The sequence below is a fragment of the Serratia proteamaculans genome, assembly GCF_013337185.1.
Lineage (GTDB): Bacteria > Pseudomonadota > Gammaproteobacteria > Enterobacterales > Enterobacteriaceae > Serratia > Serratia proteamaculans_D.
In genome coordinates, this window is the sequence record NZ_SWDE01000007.1 from 109,249 (window position 1) to 124,951 (window position 15,703).

A 15,703-nucleotide genomic window follows, 5' to 3' on the forward strand; every position below is an offset into this window, starting at 1 on the left:
GGATTACAGGTAAGCCAGAGTGAAGTTTGCAACGCTGGTGAATTCGCCTGGAACCACGGCGCCAGAAGCGCTGCTGCCTTGCAGATAAGCGGCGAATTTCAGGGAGTTATTGCCTTCGGTCAGGCCCTGACCATCGGTCGCAGTGCCCAGCTCAACGTCTTTGGAGTGCAGGTTGTCATAGATCATGATGCCAGCGCCGGTTGCGGTGCCGCTCAGAGCCAGCAGTTTGCTGTTATCCGGATCCGGAGTGCCGGTGAAGGTCACCTGGACGTTCTTCATGGTGGCGATGGAACAGTCTTTCAGTTCAATGCTGAATGGCTCAGAGCTGGATTTACCTTCTTTTGCCAACAGACGGCTGCTGATCTGGCCCATTGGTACAGTTTGGTCAACAGATTCCGGTGCTACGCTGCATGGCGCATCAATAATTTCACCGGTAAAAGTGACTTTACCGCTACCCTGGTTAGATGCGGCATGAGCAACAGATGCAGAAGCGAAAGCAATCACGGTTGCCAGCATTAATTTATTCAGTTTCATTTCTCAAGTTCCTGTAGAGAGTATTTAAATAAAAAGAACAGCACATCTAAATCCCCCACAGCGACAGCAACTTCATGTCACCGACGCGGTAGTTGGAGCCAGATCCTTTTGCTCTGGGCAATACGCCACCGTCCGTTATTCATGAGTGAATAACGAAAGGTTTTGTAAGTCGAATAGGCGAAATCCATAGAATTAAAATAGGTATATCGCCGTAGCGTTTTGCTGGGATTATTCTTGCAAATAATACGCTTGATTGGAAATAGCTTTTATTAAGTTGAGTCAAATACAGAATATAAACCCAAAAGGAAAAAGAAATATATATGATTGAAAATCAATAGATCGTATACAACTATTATCCAGAATAAATGACTATATAAATAGAAATATGCGAGATATTAGATCGCCAGAATTAGTCTTCACACTACAATTGGCAATATTGTTTTGATAATATCGCCTTCAGACAGCAGATGATGAATTCTGGCTGTTAATCATAAGTTAAAAGTTAACTCGTTGTTTTAAAAAGCGTATTAGCCATAAATACTGGCTTGTAATGCGATTTTATTCATTGTGACGCGGCTAACCCTCTTCGTGAAATTAACAAGTTTATAACAATGTGGTTGGCTGTCGGATTATTACCAATATCCGCCTGCTGCCGCGCTCTTTTGTTATTTAACTCGTTAGGATTAATCAGAAGAAGTGAGATCTGGCAGGGCTTCGCGACATAAAAATGACCTAAGTGATAATTAAGGGATGATAAACGGAATGATTACAATAACTGATGTTTCAACTCGCCGTTCTGCCACCGTTATGGCCGCGTTGATAATGACCTGTTTACTGTTGTCCGGCTGTGTTGGAAGAAATAGCACGGGGAACGTTGCCGTGAAAAAAGTTTCACAGAATAATCCTAATGAAAACACCGATGAACAACGCATTGCGCTTTGTCAGCAACGGGTAAATTCACTTAAAAATATTAATCCGCAAAGCTACCAGAAAAGGATAGCTTATTTTAACGGGCTGTTATCCAACGCCTCCGGATATGCCGGCATTCGCAGTAATGTTGATGAGAGCACCCGTAAGGCTATAGACGCACTTTATAAATACAAGACCGAGAAGTTCTGCGCTGACGTTGAATACGAGCTGATGTCCAGTCTGTCCAGCCGGGTGGAGAGCCTGTAGCCATGAAAAAGTACGCGGAAGGAGCCGCGGCTTTACTGCTGTTGATCGCAGGAGGCACCGCGTTAGCGGCAGGTAATGCGTCTGGCGGGGATGACGGCATCCCTGCATTGCTGAAATTTGCCGAGCAACAGCAGATGGTGCCGGTGATGGAAAAAGTGCCACCGACGCCCAAACCGGTGGCCAGCAAGCCAAAACCTGCGTCCGTTTCGCGTGGGGATAGCGCCCGGCTAACGGCGTTGAATCAGGCGATGCAGCAGCAGGCCGACATTATCCGCCTGTTGGAACAGCAGTTGGCGATTCAGGCTAAGACAGCGGCGCCGGTACCGGAACCCAAGGCGGCACCTGTGGATATCCGGCCGCTGGTGGCGGCGTTGAAAGGCGTTCGCCGGGCCATTGCTACACCGCCGGACCTGATTGCCATGGCGGCAGCACTGGCGCGGCAACAGCGGTTGGTCGCGGAGCAAGAGCGGCAATTGCAGCAGTTCAAACGTCAGCTAGCCGCTCAGCGTCAACCACCAGGTTTGGTCAGTGAGGCAGATAAACAGGCCTACGCCGCCGGGGTTTCGCTCGGACGCGACATCCTGCGGCTGCAGGAAGAGAACCGACGGCTGGGGATTGAGGCCGATCGGTCGCGTCTGTTGGCGGGCATTGGCGATACGCTGGCGGGCAAGCCGCGGCTGGACAACACGGCTATCGACAGTGCGCTGCAGGCCGCAGACGCCGCATTGCAGCAGGCCCGGCAGCAACGACAACAGGACATGCGGCAGGATGGTAAAGCCTATCTCACCGATTTTGCCAAACAGCCGGGGGTGCAAAAAGATGCGCTCGGCTTCTATTACCGCGTGGATTACGCCGGGAGTGGGCAGATAGCGGCAGGCGACAATGTCGATATTGTGGTGCGTGAAAGTCTGCCCGACGGGCAGGTAATCAAGGATATGGAATTGGCCGGCACGGTGATCTCCCAACCCCTGGCGCAGTACCCGCCGCTGTTCCGCGCAGCTATCGGCAAACTGAAAAAACACGGGTCGATGACTCTGGTGGTGCCGGCGGCGCTGGCCTATGGCGATAAGGGAAGTCCACCCGCCATACCACCGGGAGCCACCATGATTTACACCCTGCGCGTGGCCGACGCCTTGCCGCAGGACAGGAGCAGGCAAAAGTAACTCAAGGAGAACGCGATGGCCAAGGTGCCGATAACATATGAAATCAGGAAGTCACATATGCTAAACGTGTTACGAAAACTGTGTATGGAACGTGCGGCCGGGGCAGGTGGGCAGCATCCACCCGCGCCGGAACACTGGCCAAAAACCAGGGAGTTGGCGGATAAATGCGGTGAGAATATTTACACTACGCGTACCTTGCTATTGGCGTTGGAAAAAGAGGGAAAAGTGAGTTGTACCCATCGCAGCATCAATAATTCGTTGCGCTGGTATATTTGCACATCAGCCAAAAAAGCGTAATTCCTTTCCCATTTTGTGTTTTTGACTACCTTTCACAGCAGAGATTTATAGGGCTGACGGGGCTAGATGCCTCTCAGCCCGTTTCCTTTGTTACCACCGATGACCAACCATTGTCAGTGCATTTTTTTAAGCTCTATACTGGTGGCCTGAGCACCAATATTTTCATGAGGGATGCGGTTTTATAATGAAGGAAAGCAAAGAAATACTGTTGTTGGATGATATTCATTATCAAATAGGTGACCAGGTTATTCTGGATTCTGTCTCTTTCGGCCTGAGTCAGGGCGAATTCAAACTGATTACCGGGCCGTCCGGCTGCGGTAAAAGTACCCTGCTTAAAATCGTTTCCTCGCTGATCGACCCGACCCGGGGAAAAATTACCTTTGCCGGTAAGGCCATCACCGAAATACCGCCGGAAGAATATCGCCAGCAGGTATCTTACTGTTTTCAAACCCCCTCACTGTTTGGCGACAGCGTGTATGACAATATTGCGCTGCCCTACCAGATCCGTAAGCAAAAGCCGGACGAGAAAAAAATGCAGGCCGATCTGGTGCGCTTTGGGCTGCCGGAAAATATGCTGAAAAAAAGCGTGAACGAATTATCGGGCGGGGAGAAACAGCGTATTTCCTTGATCCGCAATCTGCAATTTATGCCCAGGGTGCTGTTATTGGATGAGATCACCAGCGCCTTGGATGAAGATAATAAGCGCAACGTTAACGAAATTATTCACCAACTGGTGGCGCAGCATGGCGTGGCGGTGCTGTGGGTCACGCATGATAAAGACGAAATCAAACACGCGGATGATGTGATTACCCTGAGTGCGCACGGTGCACGCGCACAGGAGACGAACGATGAACCAGCATAATATCAGCAATGAATCCCTGGTGCTGTCGATGGTATTGGTGATGATCGCCATTTTCATCAGCCATAAAGAAAAGTTGGCGCTGGAAAAGGACATTATCTGGAGCATTTGCCGGGCGGTGGTGCAGCTGATTATCGTCGGCTATGTGCTGAAGTACATTTTTGATGTGAACAACGCCATTCTGACGGTACTGATGGTGCTGTTTATCTGCTTTAACGCCGCTTACAACGCGCAAAAACGCAGTAAATATATCAGCCATGCGTTTATGACATCGTTTATTGCCATCACCACGGGTGCGGTACTGACGCTGGTGGTGCTGGTGCTGACCGGCTCGATAGAATTTACCCCGATGCAGGTGATCCCGATTTCCGGCATGGTGGCCGGTAATGCAATGGTGGCAGTCGGGCTGTGTTACAACAACCTGGGGCAGCGCTTCAAAAGCGATCAGCAGAAGATTCAGGAAATGCTCAGCCTGGGGGCATCGCCGAAGTTTGCCTCGGCTGCGCTGATCCGCGACAGCATCCGCGCTTCGTTGATCCCGACGGTAGACTCGGCCAAAACCGTCGGCCTGGTCAGCCTGCCGGGCATGATGTCCGGTCTGATCTTCGCCGGTATTGACCCGGTGAAAGCCATTAAGTACCAGATTATGGTGACCTTTATGCTGCTTTCCACCGCCAGCCTGTCGACCATTATCGCCTGCTACCTGGCCTACCGTAAATTCTACAACGCCCGTCACCAACTGGTGGTGAGCACGCTGAAATAGCGTCATAAAAAATAAGGGTAGGGGCGAGCATGCTCGCCCCTACGCTGCGGCTATTACCCCTGCAGCAGAGCGATACTCTGGCGGATTTCACGTTCGATATCCGCCTCTGTCCAGCTATCCAACTGTGAAGAGAACGGCTCGAAGGCGTAAATGCCGGTGTAGCCCAGGCGCTCCAGATTCTGCACCTGCTTTCTGCTCTCCAGCCGATCCTGTTGACTCAACATAATGCGCTCTTCGTCGCTGAGCGTGCTTTTGCTCCGCGCATCTTCCACCCCAGACAGGTGTACCAGACCGATACCCTCAATCTGAATCTGCTCATCAAACTCAGGCTGCGCCACATCACTTAAATAGTGGTGGAAGGTATCGAGCACGATCTTGTACGGCGCGCCGGAGTCGCGTATCAGGGATTGCGTCAGCAGCGATGAGCGCAGCGAACTGATGCCGAACCCCAGCGGCTCGACGTAACCCTGCACACCGTATTGTTTAAACAGCGGTGCCAGCAGCTTCAACGCCGCCAGTGTATCGTTTTTTTTCTGCTCCTCACTGCGCCGATCGTCCGCGCTGCAGTGTGGGCACAGCACCAGCGCCTGACTATGGATCGCCTGAGCCTGCGCCAGCAGCGCCTCGGCGTTTTTCAGCAGCCCGGCTTGATCGTCAACCAAGTTAAACTTGCCGAGGGCGTTAATGGTGACGATTTCGATTCCGTATTTGGCTGCCAAAGCATTTAATTGATCGTTGCTCAGGTTATCCGTCACCTTGCCGCTCGGCATATCGTTGCGCAGCTCAACTTTGCTGAGCCCGCACTTTTTTACCAGGCTGAAAAACGACTCCAAATCGAGATTGGGTGCGATCTTGCGGTTGATACAAAAACGGTCTGGCGCAATGGTCATGATGCATTACTCCTGGATAGTTTGATAAAGCCTGAGAGTTGCCGACTTACAGCGGCGTTCGTTGTGTTTCGGGTTGCGGCTGGCGATAGCGTTTGGCCATCACCACGTCTTCCATTTTTTCCAGCGAGACGCCTTTGGTTTCCGGAATATAGCGGCTGATAAACCAGTAGCTAAACAGGCAGCAGGCGGCAAAGACCCACATTGGGAAGGCACCATGGAAGCTGGAGAACAGATAAGGGTTGTCGTTGATCATCGGGAAGCTCTGCGAAACGACAAAGTTGGCCAGCCACATGCAGCCGACGGCGATGCTCATGCCTTGCGCTCGCATGCGATTTGGGAAGATTTCTGACACCAGTACCCAGGCGCCGACTCCCCAGGACAGGGCGTAAAACACCATAAAGAACAGCATGCCGAACAGGGCAAAGTAGCCGGTGGCCTGGGTGTAGAGCGCATAAGAGGTGATCAGCAGCCCGGCGATGGCACCCAGGGTGCCGTAACGCATCAGCGGAATGCGGCCCATGCGATCCATCAGCATGGCGCCGATCACTGAACCAACCAACTGCAGCACGCCGATCCAAATGGTCTGGAACAGCGCCTCCTGGGCATTTTCGGTAACGGTTTTCAGCACCATTGGCGCGTAGTACATCATTACGTTGACGCCGGTGACCTGTTGCAGCATGGCGATCATACAGCCGACAAACAGAATAAAGCGTACCCGTACGTCGCCGAAGTTCAGCTTCTGCTGGCTTTTTTGTTGGTCCTGCTGCAATGAGTCTTTGATTTCCTGCAGTACGCTTTGCGCATGGGCAGCGTTGGAGACTTTGGTCAACATCGCCAAAGCCTGGCTGTCACGGCCGACCATGACGCTCCAGCGTGGCGATTCCGGAATGATAAACACCAGCATCAGGAACAGTATGCACGGGATCACTTCCGACCCTATCATCCAGCGCCAGCCCATTTCTACCAACCAGGCTTCGCTGGCGATGCTGGCGATTTTGAAGTTAACATAGAAAATCACGATTTGGCCGAACACGATGGCGAACTGCTGCATGCTGAGCGCGCGACCACGCATGTCTTTAGGTGAGACTTCCGACATATACATTGGTGAGACGGTGGCGGCGATGCCCACGGCCAGACCGCCGATAATGCGGTAAATCACAAACCAGGTGAAGGTGGCCGCCAGGGCTGCGCCAATCGCCGAGATAGTGAACAATACGGCGGCCAGCATCAGGGCCTTTTTGCGGCCGTAACGCGCAGCCAACGGCCCGGCACCAAAGGCACCCACCACACAACCGATCACCACGTTAGAGACTGCCCAGCCGGTTTCTGCCGGGCTGAGATCAAAATAGGTTTTTAGGGCATCGATAGCGCCGGAAATCACGGCGGTGTCATAACCAAACAGAATGCCGCCGAGTGCCGCAATGCCGCAAATTCGCAGTATGTACCCGGTGTTGTGCTTACGCTGATGTGACATGTGTTGCTCCGATTTTTTTCCTGGCTTCCACCCGCGCAGTAGGTCGTAGGGAAGAGGGAGGCGGAAGGGTGTGAACCGTGCCTGTCATCAAGGCGGTGATATTCGAAAGAATCTTCGCTAAACAAGAACATTTATTTCATAATTAGTGAATAATGAAATATTGATTTTTAGATCCAGTTCAAAAAAAACCGCAAACAGCCGACAAGCGTTGCCGGGCGATCCTGTTGCTTCAGGTTTCGCTATATTGTCCGGTGGGCTGCCTATTTCTGTATAAAAGTCAGGGCTAATTCCCGCCGCTCGACGGATAAGGGGTATGACGAGTTTTTTCCGGCATGAAATGGCTTTGCACAAGGGCATGGCAAAACTGCGACCTTCCGCACTAAAAACAAATTTTCTAAAATAATTTATTTGAAACTTTTTTTTCAATGAAATAGAGTTTGCTTCATCCGGTCAGGATTTAGCCTGCTTGTGGGCCGTTTCCGGCAGGCGGTGTGATGAAAACGCTACGGCGTGCGGCGGTGCCGCAGGCGGTCAGGCGACAGCGGACTTAAAAGAGGGTGAGACATGAAAACCGTGGGTAACTTTATTGGTGGGCAAGTGTGCCTGAGCAGCAGCAATCAAACCGTCGACGTGCATAACCCGGCTACCGGGCAGGTTGAACGCCGCGTTACGCAGAGCACTGCCGCCGAGGTGAAACAGGCCATTGATGTGGCTCACCAGGCCTTTGCCGACTGGTCGCGAACCACGCCGCTGCGCCGGGCGCGCATCATGTTCAATTTTAAGGCGCTGCTGGAACAGCATCGCGACGAGCTGGCGGCGCTGATTGTCAGTGAGCACGGCAAGGTTTACTCCGATGCACTGGGCGAACTGACCCGCGGCATTGAAGTGGTCGAATTTGCCTGCGGTATTCCGCATTTGATCAAGGGCGAGTATTCGGCGGACGTCGGCAGCGGCGTTGACAGCTTCTCGCTGATGCAGCCGCTGGGGGTGGTCGCAGGTATCACCCCATTCAACTTCCCGGCGATGGTGCCGATGTGGATGTTCCCTATCGCGTTGGCCTGCGGTAACACCTTCGTGCTTAAGCCACCGGCGCTGGTGCCTTCGGCTTCGGTGCGGATGGCGGAATTACTGAAAGAAGCCGGCCTGCCGGATGGCGTATTCAACGTGGTGCACTGCGCTAACGAAGATGCTGCGCAGCTGTGCACCGACCCGCATATTCAGGCAGTGAGCTTTGTTGGCTCGTCCGCCGTGGCGGAACATATCTATACTACTGCCAGTGCCCACGGCAAGCGGGTACAGGCCTTCGGCGCGGCGAAAAATCAGGCGATCATTATGCCGGATGCCGATCTGGACGCGACGGTAAATGCCCTGATGGGCGGTGCTTTCGGCTCTGCCGGCGAACGCTGTATGGCGCTGCCGGTAGCGGTGGTAGTCGGTGACGACACGGCCGATAAATTGATCGCCAGACTGAAACCGCTGATCGCGCAGCTGCGTGTTGGCCCGGGCATTCAGCAGGGCGGCGAAGAGAACGAAATGGGGCCGCTGGTTTCCTCGGCGCACCAGAAAAAAGTATTGGGCTATATCGATCTTGGCGTGGAAGAAGGCGCAACCCTGGTGGCCGATGGCCGCAATTATCAGGTGGCGGGCTACCCGGATGGCTACTATGTCGGCGGCACCCTGTTTGACCACGTCAAACCGAACATGCGTATTTATCGCGAAGAGATTTTCGGGCCGGTGTTGGGGATTGTCCGCGTGCCGGACTACCAGACTGCCATCGACACGGTAAACAGCCATGAGTTTGGCAACGGCAGCGCCATCTTTACCAGCAACGGCCACTACGCACGTCAGTTCGTGCAGGAAGTACAGGCCGGTATGGTGGGGGTTAACGTGCCGGTGCCGGTTCCTATGGCATTCCACAGCTTTGGCGGCTGGAAACGTTCGGTGTTCGGTGCGCTAAATGTGCATGGTACCGACGGGGTACGTTTCTATACCCGCATGAAAACCGCCACTGCCCGCTGGCCAACCGGACAGCAAACGGTGTCTGAATACAGTATGCCGACGTTGGGTTAAGTCCATTTAGGCAACAGGGGCCGTTATTCCAATGGGGTAGCGGCCGTTGTCGTTTTACCGAATCGCCAGGTTACAGGAGGAGAATATGTCTTCATTACTTGCCAAATGTCAGCAGCCTGATGGTCAGGGCCGTATTCAGCATGTCACCCCAGAGAATGCCGACTGGCGCTTTGTCGGGTTTGATGTTTATCGCCTTGAGGCCGGTCAGTCCTTGCAGTTGGAAAGCGGTGACAAAGAGCTGTGCCTGGTGCTGGTCGCCGGCATTGCTTCCGTTGCCACTCTGCGTGCGGAATACCCGAGCATCGGCAAACGCATGAGCCCATTTGAACGCACACCGCCTTATGCGGTATACGTGCCACATCACGACAAGATTGAAGTGCGGGCGGAAAGCGCTCTGGAATTGGCGGTCTGCAGTGCTCCGGGCCATGGGCACCTGCCTTCACGTTTGATCACCCCGGCGGAGGTCGGCGTCGAACGTCGTGGTAAAGGGCGTAACCAGCGTCTGGTGCATAATATTCTGCCGGACAGCGAACCGGCCGACAGCCTGCTGGTGGTAGAGGTGTATACGGATGAGGGCAATACCAGTTCGTACCCCAGCCACAAACATGACCAGGAAGACTCGCCGGATGAAACCTATCTGGAAGAGACCTATTATCACCGCATTCAGCCGGAGCAGGGTTTTTGCATGCAGCGGGTATATACCGACGATCGCTCACTGGACGAGTGCATGCCGGTGTATAACCGTGACGTGGTCAAGGTACCACGTGGCTACCACCCGGTGGCGACGATGGCCGGTTACGACAACTACTATCTCAACGTGATGGCCGGGCCGGTACGGCTATGGAAATTCACCTGGGAAAAAGACCACGCCTGGATTAATACCGACGGCTATCCCGCAGCTAAATAATTGCATATTTACCACGTTGCCAAGATGAGCGTCACCCTCTCCAGGGGGAGAGGGGCGGGGTGAGGGAATTTCACGCCACTATGCCTACCCTTTCCCAAGGGAAAGGGTAATTCTTCGTTACTCTTCTTTGGCGTTATTCAGCGCCAGCGATACCGCCAGGGTCTGCGCCAGACACATTGAAGCGACCTGAGATCGGAAGCCATCCACCTGCGCTTCTCGTACCACAAAGCACACGTCGCTGAAGGCAGCCAGCGGGCTGACCTGGCTATCGGTAATGGCGATCTGCTGCGCTCCGTTCTTGGCCCCCAATTCAACCAGCTCCAGGGCTTCCTGCGCATACGGCGAATAGCTGATGGCAATCACCACGTCATTTGGTTTCACCATGCTGAGCTGTTCGGTAAACATGCCGCCCAGTCCGTCGATCAGGAACGCCCGGCGCTCCAGATGGCGTAATGCGTAGGTGAGATAGGATGCGACGCTGAATGAGCGACGCAGGCCAATCACGTAGATATTCTCGGCGTTGTTCAGCAGTTCAACCGCCCGATCCAACTGCTCGGAGCTGGTTTGCATCGCCAATTGTTGCAGCGCCTGGGCATTGACCATGGTGAAAACGTTAAGGATTTCCGCTGGCTTTTCCGGGGCCACGTTACCGTCGGTAGAGGTTTGTCGGAACAGGCGTGCCCGTTCGGTGTAGTTGACCGTTTCCTCCATCAGGTGTTGGCGGAAAACCTGTTTCATTTCGTTGAAACCGCTAAAGCCAAAGGCGTTGGCAAAGCGGATCAGGGTAGAGGGGGGGACGCTGGCCTGTGCGGCGATGGAGGCGACGGTATCGAAAGCAATGCTGTTACTGTTATCCAAAATGTAACGCGCCACCTGTTTCAAACGCTTGCTCAGCGTTTCATAGCGGTGACGGATCTCGTCCTGTAACAGCGAAAGTTGAGTTGGGTTGTTCATCCATTCGGCTCGCAGTGGGGGCTAAGGCGTATCGGCCTGACGCCTGAGTTATTGACGGGTTATTCTAACAGATGGATTGGAAATTTCATTTCACCAAAAAGCGATTTATTCGATTGCAAGTTGCGTTACTTCACAGAAAACAGGCAAAAAAATCCCCTTAAAGCGGCGAAAATCCGTTTAAGGGGAGGGTTCAGCAATTAATGCTGGTGAGAGGTTGGGCGGTATTGACGCCAGAAACCAATCAGCGTCAGGTATTTTTGTTTCACCTGTTCGATTAACGCGGCGTCATCCAGCTCCCCCTGCAGCCAGCGGCGTGAAGGCTGGCCAAAAATGGTGCGTCCGACGGCAAAACCTTTTACCCAGCGTGCATCCGCCGCCGCAGCAAAACCCGCCTTCAGCGTTTCTTCCGGCGAATCCAGCCCCAGGATCAACACCCCGCGACACTGTGGATCGTTAGCATCGATCAACGCCCCGACCCGCTGCCAGTTTTCAGCACTTAACGGCGGCAACTTCCACCAGTCCGGTTTAATACCCAGTTGATAAAAGTGCTGCAGCATCTCCAGATAGTGGCTTTCATCCTTGTCGGCGTTGCTTTCCGGCAGGATCACTTCCAGCAGCAGTTCATGGCCTGATTTGCAGCAACCGCGGTACACATCGTCAATCAGTTCATCTTGCTCGCGGCGCAGTTCGACGGCGTCATGTGGGTGGTAAAACACCAGACATTTCACCACGTGCTCCTGTGGCCAGTCGATCAGCTGCGAGCCAATATTACCGTGCTCCAGCCGCAGCGGACGCGAGCCGGGCAGTTCGACCGGCCGGCCGATCCACCAACCCTGGCCGGTGATTTGGTTAAGCGCCGCCTGGCCATAGGTGGTATCGGCCAGAATGCCGCTGTTACCCTTCAGTCCGGCGACCTCGGCGGCCTGTTGCGCCGCCGTCAGCAGCAGCGTTTTCAGTTTTGGAATACGTTCTTCACTGACGTTGGCTTCTCGCGCCATATCTGCCAGCTGCTTGCGGTGATCGAAGGCGAACACGCAGAGTTCGGGCCATTGCTGTTTACGGGTGGTAACCCGATGCAGATGGTTAAGCCGTTCATCGCGGTCCGGACGTTTCACTTCCTGTTCACGCTGCAGATAGTCATCCAGCTCCTGCTTGCTGGGCATCGCCGGTGCGCAACCATGGCGCGAAACCACCAATGCACCGCAGGCATTGGCATAGCGGCAGGCTTGATCCCAACCTTCATCGTTCAGATAGCCACGCAGCAGGCCGGACATAAAGGCATCGCCCGCGCCCAGCACGTTCAGCACTTCAACCCGCACGCCGGAATGCAGTTTTACCTGCTGCCAGTCGGCGGCGATCTCGCCTTCAAATACCGAACAGCCCTGTGCGCCGCGCTTACAGACCAGCGTGGCCTGCGTTGCTTTACGGACGTTTTTCAGCGCGGTCAGGGTATCGGTACTGCCACCGGCAATATGAAACTCTTCTTCGGTGCCGACGATCAGATCAAAGTGATGCAGCACCTCCTGCAGTTCGCGGGTCACTTTCTCTGACTCGACAAAGCGCGTTTCACCGTCACCCAGCGACGTCAGGCCCCACAGCACCGGTCGGTAGTCGATATCCAGCGCGGTGCGCAGGCCATGGCGGCGGGCGTATTCCAGCGCTTTCAATACCGCGGCGCGGGTATTTGGGTGTGAAAGGTGAGTACCGGTTATAGCCAGCGCGCGCGATGACGCGATGTAGGACTCATCGATATCGTCCGGCGTCAGCGCCATATCGGCACAGTTCTCACGGTAGAAAATCAGTGGGAAGGTTTCCTGATCCTTGATGCCGAGTATCACCAGGCCGGTCAGCCGCTGGGGGTCGGTGATCAGGCTCTGGGTATCGGCACCGACGCGTTGCAGTTCTTCACGCAGGAAACGGCCCATATGCTCATCGCCGACGCGGGCCAGCATGCCGGACTTCAGACCCTGAATGGCGGTGCCATAAGCCACGTTGCCGGAAGAGCCACCGAGATATTTGGAGAATGTGCTGGCATCTTCCAGACGTGCGCCGATCTGTTGTGCATAGAAATCGACGGCAATACGCCCGAGACAAATGACATCAAGCTGTTTTTCTTGTGTAGCCATACCCGTTTCCTTCTGTATTAAGCCAAACCCCGACTACGAAGCATTTTTGGAGTATGAGGAATAAAAATTTCAATTTCAAGATTGAATGAAATTTACACCCCAAAAATGTGATGCATTTAAAACAGCGCGAATACGCCAGCTGAAAGCACTAAAAACCGCGTCCTGCCTGATTCGAAAACACCGATCAACGGCAAGGGTATAGCTAGCGTTACAAGCCGACAGCGCCAAGGGTTGCGGCACTGTCAGCGGTGGGTGGACTGAGAGGGCGGTAGGAAGAGGGCGAGCTAAGTCAGTGAATTCTAAAGGCATGGATGAAACGCCGTTTTCATCAATATGCGATCTTTATCGCAAAATGAAATGTTTCTTCTGTAATGTGATTTTATGAAAAATATATTTGTTTATAATCGCTTCACGTTTCAGGTTGTCGGCTTAAGTAGCGCAGCGCGCTTGAAGGCGACGGGGACCACAGAGATTCCAGGCTCGGCATGCAGGTATTTTGCCGGAGCGGGCGCGACTAATCTAAAAGGGTGAGTAAATGGGCAAGATCCGGTTAACCATGGCACAGGCACTCGTCAGGTTCCTCGATAACCAGTATCTGGTAGTCGACGGCGTGGAAACCAAATTCGTCAAAGGCATCTTTGCGATTTTCGGCCACGGCAACGTACTCGGTCTGGGGCAAGCGCTGGAACAAGACAGCGGTGATCTGATCGTGCATCAGGGGCGCAATGAGCAGGGCATGGCCCACGCAGCGACCGGTTTTGCCAAGCAGAAACTGCGTCAACAGATTTACGCCTGTACCTCTTCTGTCGGCCCCGGCGCCGCCAATATGATCACCGCCGCCGCGACTGCCACCGCCAACCGCATTCCTTTATTACTGCTGCCGGGCGATGTTTATGCTTCTCGTCAGCCAGACCCGGTATTGCAGCAAATTGAACAAACTTATGACCTCAGTATCAGCACCAACGACGCTTTCCGCGCGGTGAGCAAGTACTGGGATCGCATTGTGCGGCCGGAACAATTAATGAGCGCCTGTATCAACGCGATGCGTGTGCTGACCGACCCGGCGGAAACCGGCGCGGTGACGCTGAGTTTACCGCAGGACGTGCAGGGCGAAGCTTATGATTACCCTGACTACTTCTTCCAGAAACGCGTGCACCGTCTGGATCGCCGTCCGGCGACCGAAGGCATGTTGGCCGATGCGCTGGCGCTGCTGACCACCAAGCGTCAACCGCTGCTGGTGTGCGGCGGCGGGGTGAAATATTCGCAGGCCGGTCAGGCGCTGCGCGAGTTTGCTGAACGCTTCCAGATCCCGTTTGTGGAAACCCAGGCTGGCAAGGGCACGGTCCCGTCCAGCCACCCGTTTAACCTGGGCGGCATCGGTGAAACCGGCTGTCTGGCGGCCAATACCCTGGCTCGACAGGCCGATCTGGTGATTGGCGTGGGTACCCGTTATACCGATTTCACCACTTCGTCCAAATGGCTGTTCCAGAATCCTGACGTTGATTTTCTCAACGTCAACGTCAGCGCCTTTGACGCCGGTAAGCTCGATGGCCTGCAGGTACTGGCCGATGCCCGTGAGGCACTGACTGCCCTGGGGACGCTGCTGGCACAGGCCGATTACCGTGCCGGCTGGGGCAACGCCATTGCCGAGGCGCGTAGCGCGCAACAGTACGAAACCGCCCGTGTTTATGCGGTGGAATACACCGGCGAAGGTTTTGTACCGGAAATTGACGACCACCTCGATCGCGACAGCGTGTTTGCCGAATTTATAGAAAAGACCGATTCACTGCTAACCCAAAGCCGGGTACTGGGGGTGCTGAACCAGCATCTGCCGCAGGATAGCGTGATCGTCGCCGCTGCCGGCAGCCTGCCGGGGGATTTACAGCGCGTGTGGCAGAACCATGGCGAGCATGGCTACCACGTGGAATACGGTTATTCCTGCATGGGCTATGAGGTCAACGCCGCGCTGGGGGTCAAGCTGGCCGAGCCGCAGCGCGAGGTGTACGCGATGGTCGGCGACGGTGCCTTTATGATGCTGCACTCCGAACTGGTCACCTCAATTCAGGAAGGCTGCAAAATCAACGTGGTGCTGTTCGACAACATGACCAACGGCTGCATCAATAACCTGCAGATGGAACACGGCATGGACAGCTACACCACCGAATTCCGCTTCCGCAACCCACAGGGCGGCCAACTCGACGGCAAGCTGGTGCCGGTCAATTTCGCCATGCTGGCGGCGGCTTACGGTTGCAAAACCTACAGCGTGACGACCGAACAACAACTGATTGAGGCGCTGGCCGATGCTCGCCTGCAAAGCGTTTCTACCCTGCTGGACATCAAAGTGCTGCCAAAAACCATGGTGCACAAATATCTCAGCTGGTGGCGCGTGGGCGGTGCTCAGGTGGCCGACAGCGAAAAAATTGTCGCCGTGGCTCGCAAGCTGCAAGAGAACATCGACAAGGCCCGCGACTACTGATTAACACATTGCCT

General features: G+C 54.4%; 13 protein-coding genes. 8 read left to right on the forward strand and 5 right to left on the reverse strand.

What is annotated here, in order from left to right; translation table 11 throughout:
* Positions 1 to 3 precede the first annotated feature (3 nt).
* Entirely contained in the window at positions 4 to 534 is a 531-nt protein-coding gene (locus FCL49_RS21650; RefSeq protein ID WP_006317526.1) for a fimbrial protein, read from the reverse strand.
* Between the two features lie 762 nt (positions 535 to 1,296).
* Here FCL49_RS21650 and FCL49_RS21655 point away from each other — a divergent pair.
* The 5 genes from FCL49_RS21655 to fetB all read left to right on the forward strand — a co-directional run bounded on the left by FCL49_RS21655 (position 1,297) and on the right by fetB (position 4,792).
* A complete protein-coding gene (locus FCL49_RS21655) occupies positions 1,297 to 1,710 on the forward strand; it encodes a hypothetical protein (RefSeq protein ID WP_174355097.1) in 414 nt (137 codons plus the stop codon).
* 2 nt (positions 1,711 to 1,712) lie between these two features.
* The gene (locus FCL49_RS21660) at positions 1,713 to 2,873 is read left to right on the forward strand and encodes an FKBP-type peptidyl-prolyl cis-trans isomerase N-terminal domain-containing protein (RefSeq protein WP_174355098.1); all 1,161 of its coding nucleotides are present in this window, start codon (positions 1,713 to 1,715) and stop codon (positions 2,871 to 2,873) included.
* A 15-nt stretch (positions 2,874 to 2,888) separates the two neighbouring features.
* Positions 2,889 to 3,170 (forward strand): FaeA/PapI family transcriptional regulator, encoded by a 282-nt coding sequence (locus FCL49_RS21665; RefSeq protein ID WP_174355099.1) that lies wholly within the window; start codon positions 2,889 to 2,891, stop codon positions 3,168 to 3,170.
* Positions 3,171 to 3,354: 184 nt separating this feature from the next.
* Positions 3,355 to 4,032: an iron efflux ABC transporter ATP-binding subunit FetA gene (fetA, locus tag FCL49_RS21670; RefSeq protein WP_174355100.1), complete on the forward strand. Its 678-nt coding sequence runs from the start codon at positions 3,355 to 3,357 to the stop codon at positions 4,030 to 4,032.
* The gene (fetB, locus tag FCL49_RS21675) at positions 4,019 to 4,792 is read left to right on the forward strand and encodes an iron efflux ABC transporter permease subunit FetB (protein ID WP_153858400.1); all 774 of its coding nucleotides are present in this window, start codon (positions 4,019 to 4,021) and stop codon (positions 4,790 to 4,792) included. The genes fetA and fetB overlap by 14 nt, the downstream gene beginning before the upstream one ends.
* 53 nt (positions 4,793 to 4,845) lie before the next feature.
* On the opposite strand, the gene FCL49_RS21680 is transcribed toward fetB, so the two are convergent.
* Both FCL49_RS21680 and FCL49_RS21685 read right to left on the reverse strand, forming a co-directional pair.
* The gene (locus FCL49_RS21680; RefSeq protein WP_174355101.1) at positions 4,846 to 5,682 is read right to left on the reverse strand and encodes a TIM barrel protein; all 837 of its coding nucleotides are present in this window, start codon (positions 5,680 to 5,682) and stop codon (positions 4,846 to 4,848) included.
* 46 nt (positions 5,683 to 5,728) lie between these two features.
* Positions 5,729 to 7,156: a sugar porter family MFS transporter gene (locus FCL49_RS21685; protein WP_174355102.1), complete on the reverse strand. Its 1,428-nt coding sequence runs from the start codon at positions 7,154 to 7,156 to the stop codon at positions 5,729 to 5,731.
* Between the two features lie 564 nt (positions 7,157 to 7,720).
* On the opposite strand from FCL49_RS21685, the gene FCL49_RS21690 reads away from it, so the two are divergent.
* Both FCL49_RS21690 and iolB read left to right on the forward strand, forming a co-directional pair.
* Positions 7,721 to 9,226: a CoA-acylating methylmalonate-semialdehyde dehydrogenase gene (locus FCL49_RS21690; RefSeq protein ID WP_112364234.1), complete on the forward strand. Its 1,506-nt coding sequence runs from the start codon at positions 7,721 to 7,723 to the stop codon at positions 9,224 to 9,226.
* Positions 9,227 to 9,311: 85 nt separating this feature from the next.
* Entirely contained in the window at positions 9,312 to 10,133 is an 822-nt protein-coding gene (gene iolB, locus FCL49_RS21695) for a 5-deoxy-glucuronate isomerase (RefSeq protein ID WP_174355103.1), read from the forward strand.
* 117 nt (positions 10,134 to 10,250) lie between these two features.
* Here the strand turns inward: iolB and FCL49_RS21700 are convergent, their stop codons facing one another.
* Both FCL49_RS21700 and FCL49_RS21705 read right to left on the reverse strand, forming a co-directional pair.
* Complete coding sequence (locus FCL49_RS21700) at positions 10,251 to 11,087, reverse strand: MurR/RpiR family transcriptional regulator (RefSeq protein ID WP_012147336.1); 837 nt, start codon at positions 11,085 to 11,087, stop codon at positions 10,251 to 10,253.
* A 197-nt stretch (positions 11,088 to 11,284) separates the two neighbouring features.
* On the reverse strand, positions 11,285 to 13,213 hold the full coding sequence (locus FCL49_RS21705) for a bifunctional 5-dehydro-2-deoxygluconokinase/5-dehydro-2-deoxyphosphogluconate aldolase (RefSeq protein WP_174355104.1): 1,929 nt from the start codon (positions 13,211 to 13,213) through the stop codon (positions 11,285 to 11,287).
* A gap of 535 nt (positions 13,214 to 13,748) precedes the next feature.
* Here FCL49_RS21705 and iolD point away from each other — a divergent pair.
* Positions 13,749 to 15,689, forward strand: a complete 1,941-nt coding sequence (gene iolD, locus FCL49_RS21710; protein ID WP_174355105.1) for a 3D-(3,5/4)-trihydroxycyclohexane-1,2-dione acylhydrolase (decyclizing) — start codon at positions 13,749 to 13,751, stop codon at positions 15,687 to 15,689.
* The last annotated feature ends 14 nt before the right edge of the window (positions 15,690 to 15,703 follow it).

Excerpts from the sequence above, each read along its gene's own strand:
- FCL49_RS21650 (WP_006317526.1), bottom strand. The coding sequence starts at position 534 with ATGAAACTGAATAAATTAATGCTGGCAACCGTGATTGCTTTCGCTTCT.
- FCL49_RS21655 (WP_174355097.1), top strand. The coding sequence starts at position 1,297 with ATGATTACAATAACTGATGTTTCAACTCGCCGTTCTGCCACCGTTATG.
- FCL49_RS21660 (WP_174355098.1), top strand. The coding sequence starts at position 1,713 with ATGAAAAAGTACGCGGAAGGAGCCGCGGCTTTACTGCTGTTGATCGCA.
- FCL49_RS21665 (WP_174355099.1), top strand. The coding sequence starts at position 2,889 with ATGGCCAAGGTGCCGATAACATATGAAATCAGGAAGTCACATATGCTA.
- fetA (WP_174355100.1), top strand. The coding sequence starts at position 3,355 with ATGAAGGAAAGCAAAGAAATACTGTTGTTGGATGATATTCATTATCAA.
- fetB (WP_153858400.1), top strand. The coding sequence starts at position 4,019 with ATGAACCAGCATAATATCAGCAATGAATCCCTGGTGCTGTCGATGGTA.
- FCL49_RS21680 (WP_174355101.1), bottom strand. The coding sequence starts at position 5,682 with ATGACCATTGCGCCAGACCGTTTTTGTATCAACCGCAAGATCGCACCC.
- FCL49_RS21685 (WP_174355102.1), bottom strand. The coding sequence starts at position 7,156 with ATGTCACATCAGCGTAAGCACAACACCGGGTACATACTGCGAATTTGC.
- FCL49_RS21690 (WP_112364234.1), top strand. The coding sequence starts at position 7,721 with ATGAAAACCGTGGGTAACTTTATTGGTGGGCAAGTGTGCCTGAGCAGC.
- iolB (WP_174355103.1), top strand. The coding sequence starts at position 9,312 with ATGTCTTCATTACTTGCCAAATGTCAGCAGCCTGATGGTCAGGGCCGT.
- FCL49_RS21700 (WP_012147336.1), bottom strand. The coding sequence starts at position 11,087 with ATGAACAACCCAACTCAACTTTCGCTGTTACAGGACGAGATCCGTCAC.
- FCL49_RS21705 (WP_174355104.1), bottom strand. The coding sequence starts at position 13,213 with ATGGCTACACAAGAAAAACAGCTTGATGTCATTTGTCTCGGGCGTATT.
- iolD (WP_174355105.1), top strand. The coding sequence starts at position 13,749 with ATGGGCAAGATCCGGTTAACCATGGCACAGGCACTCGTCAGGTTCCTC.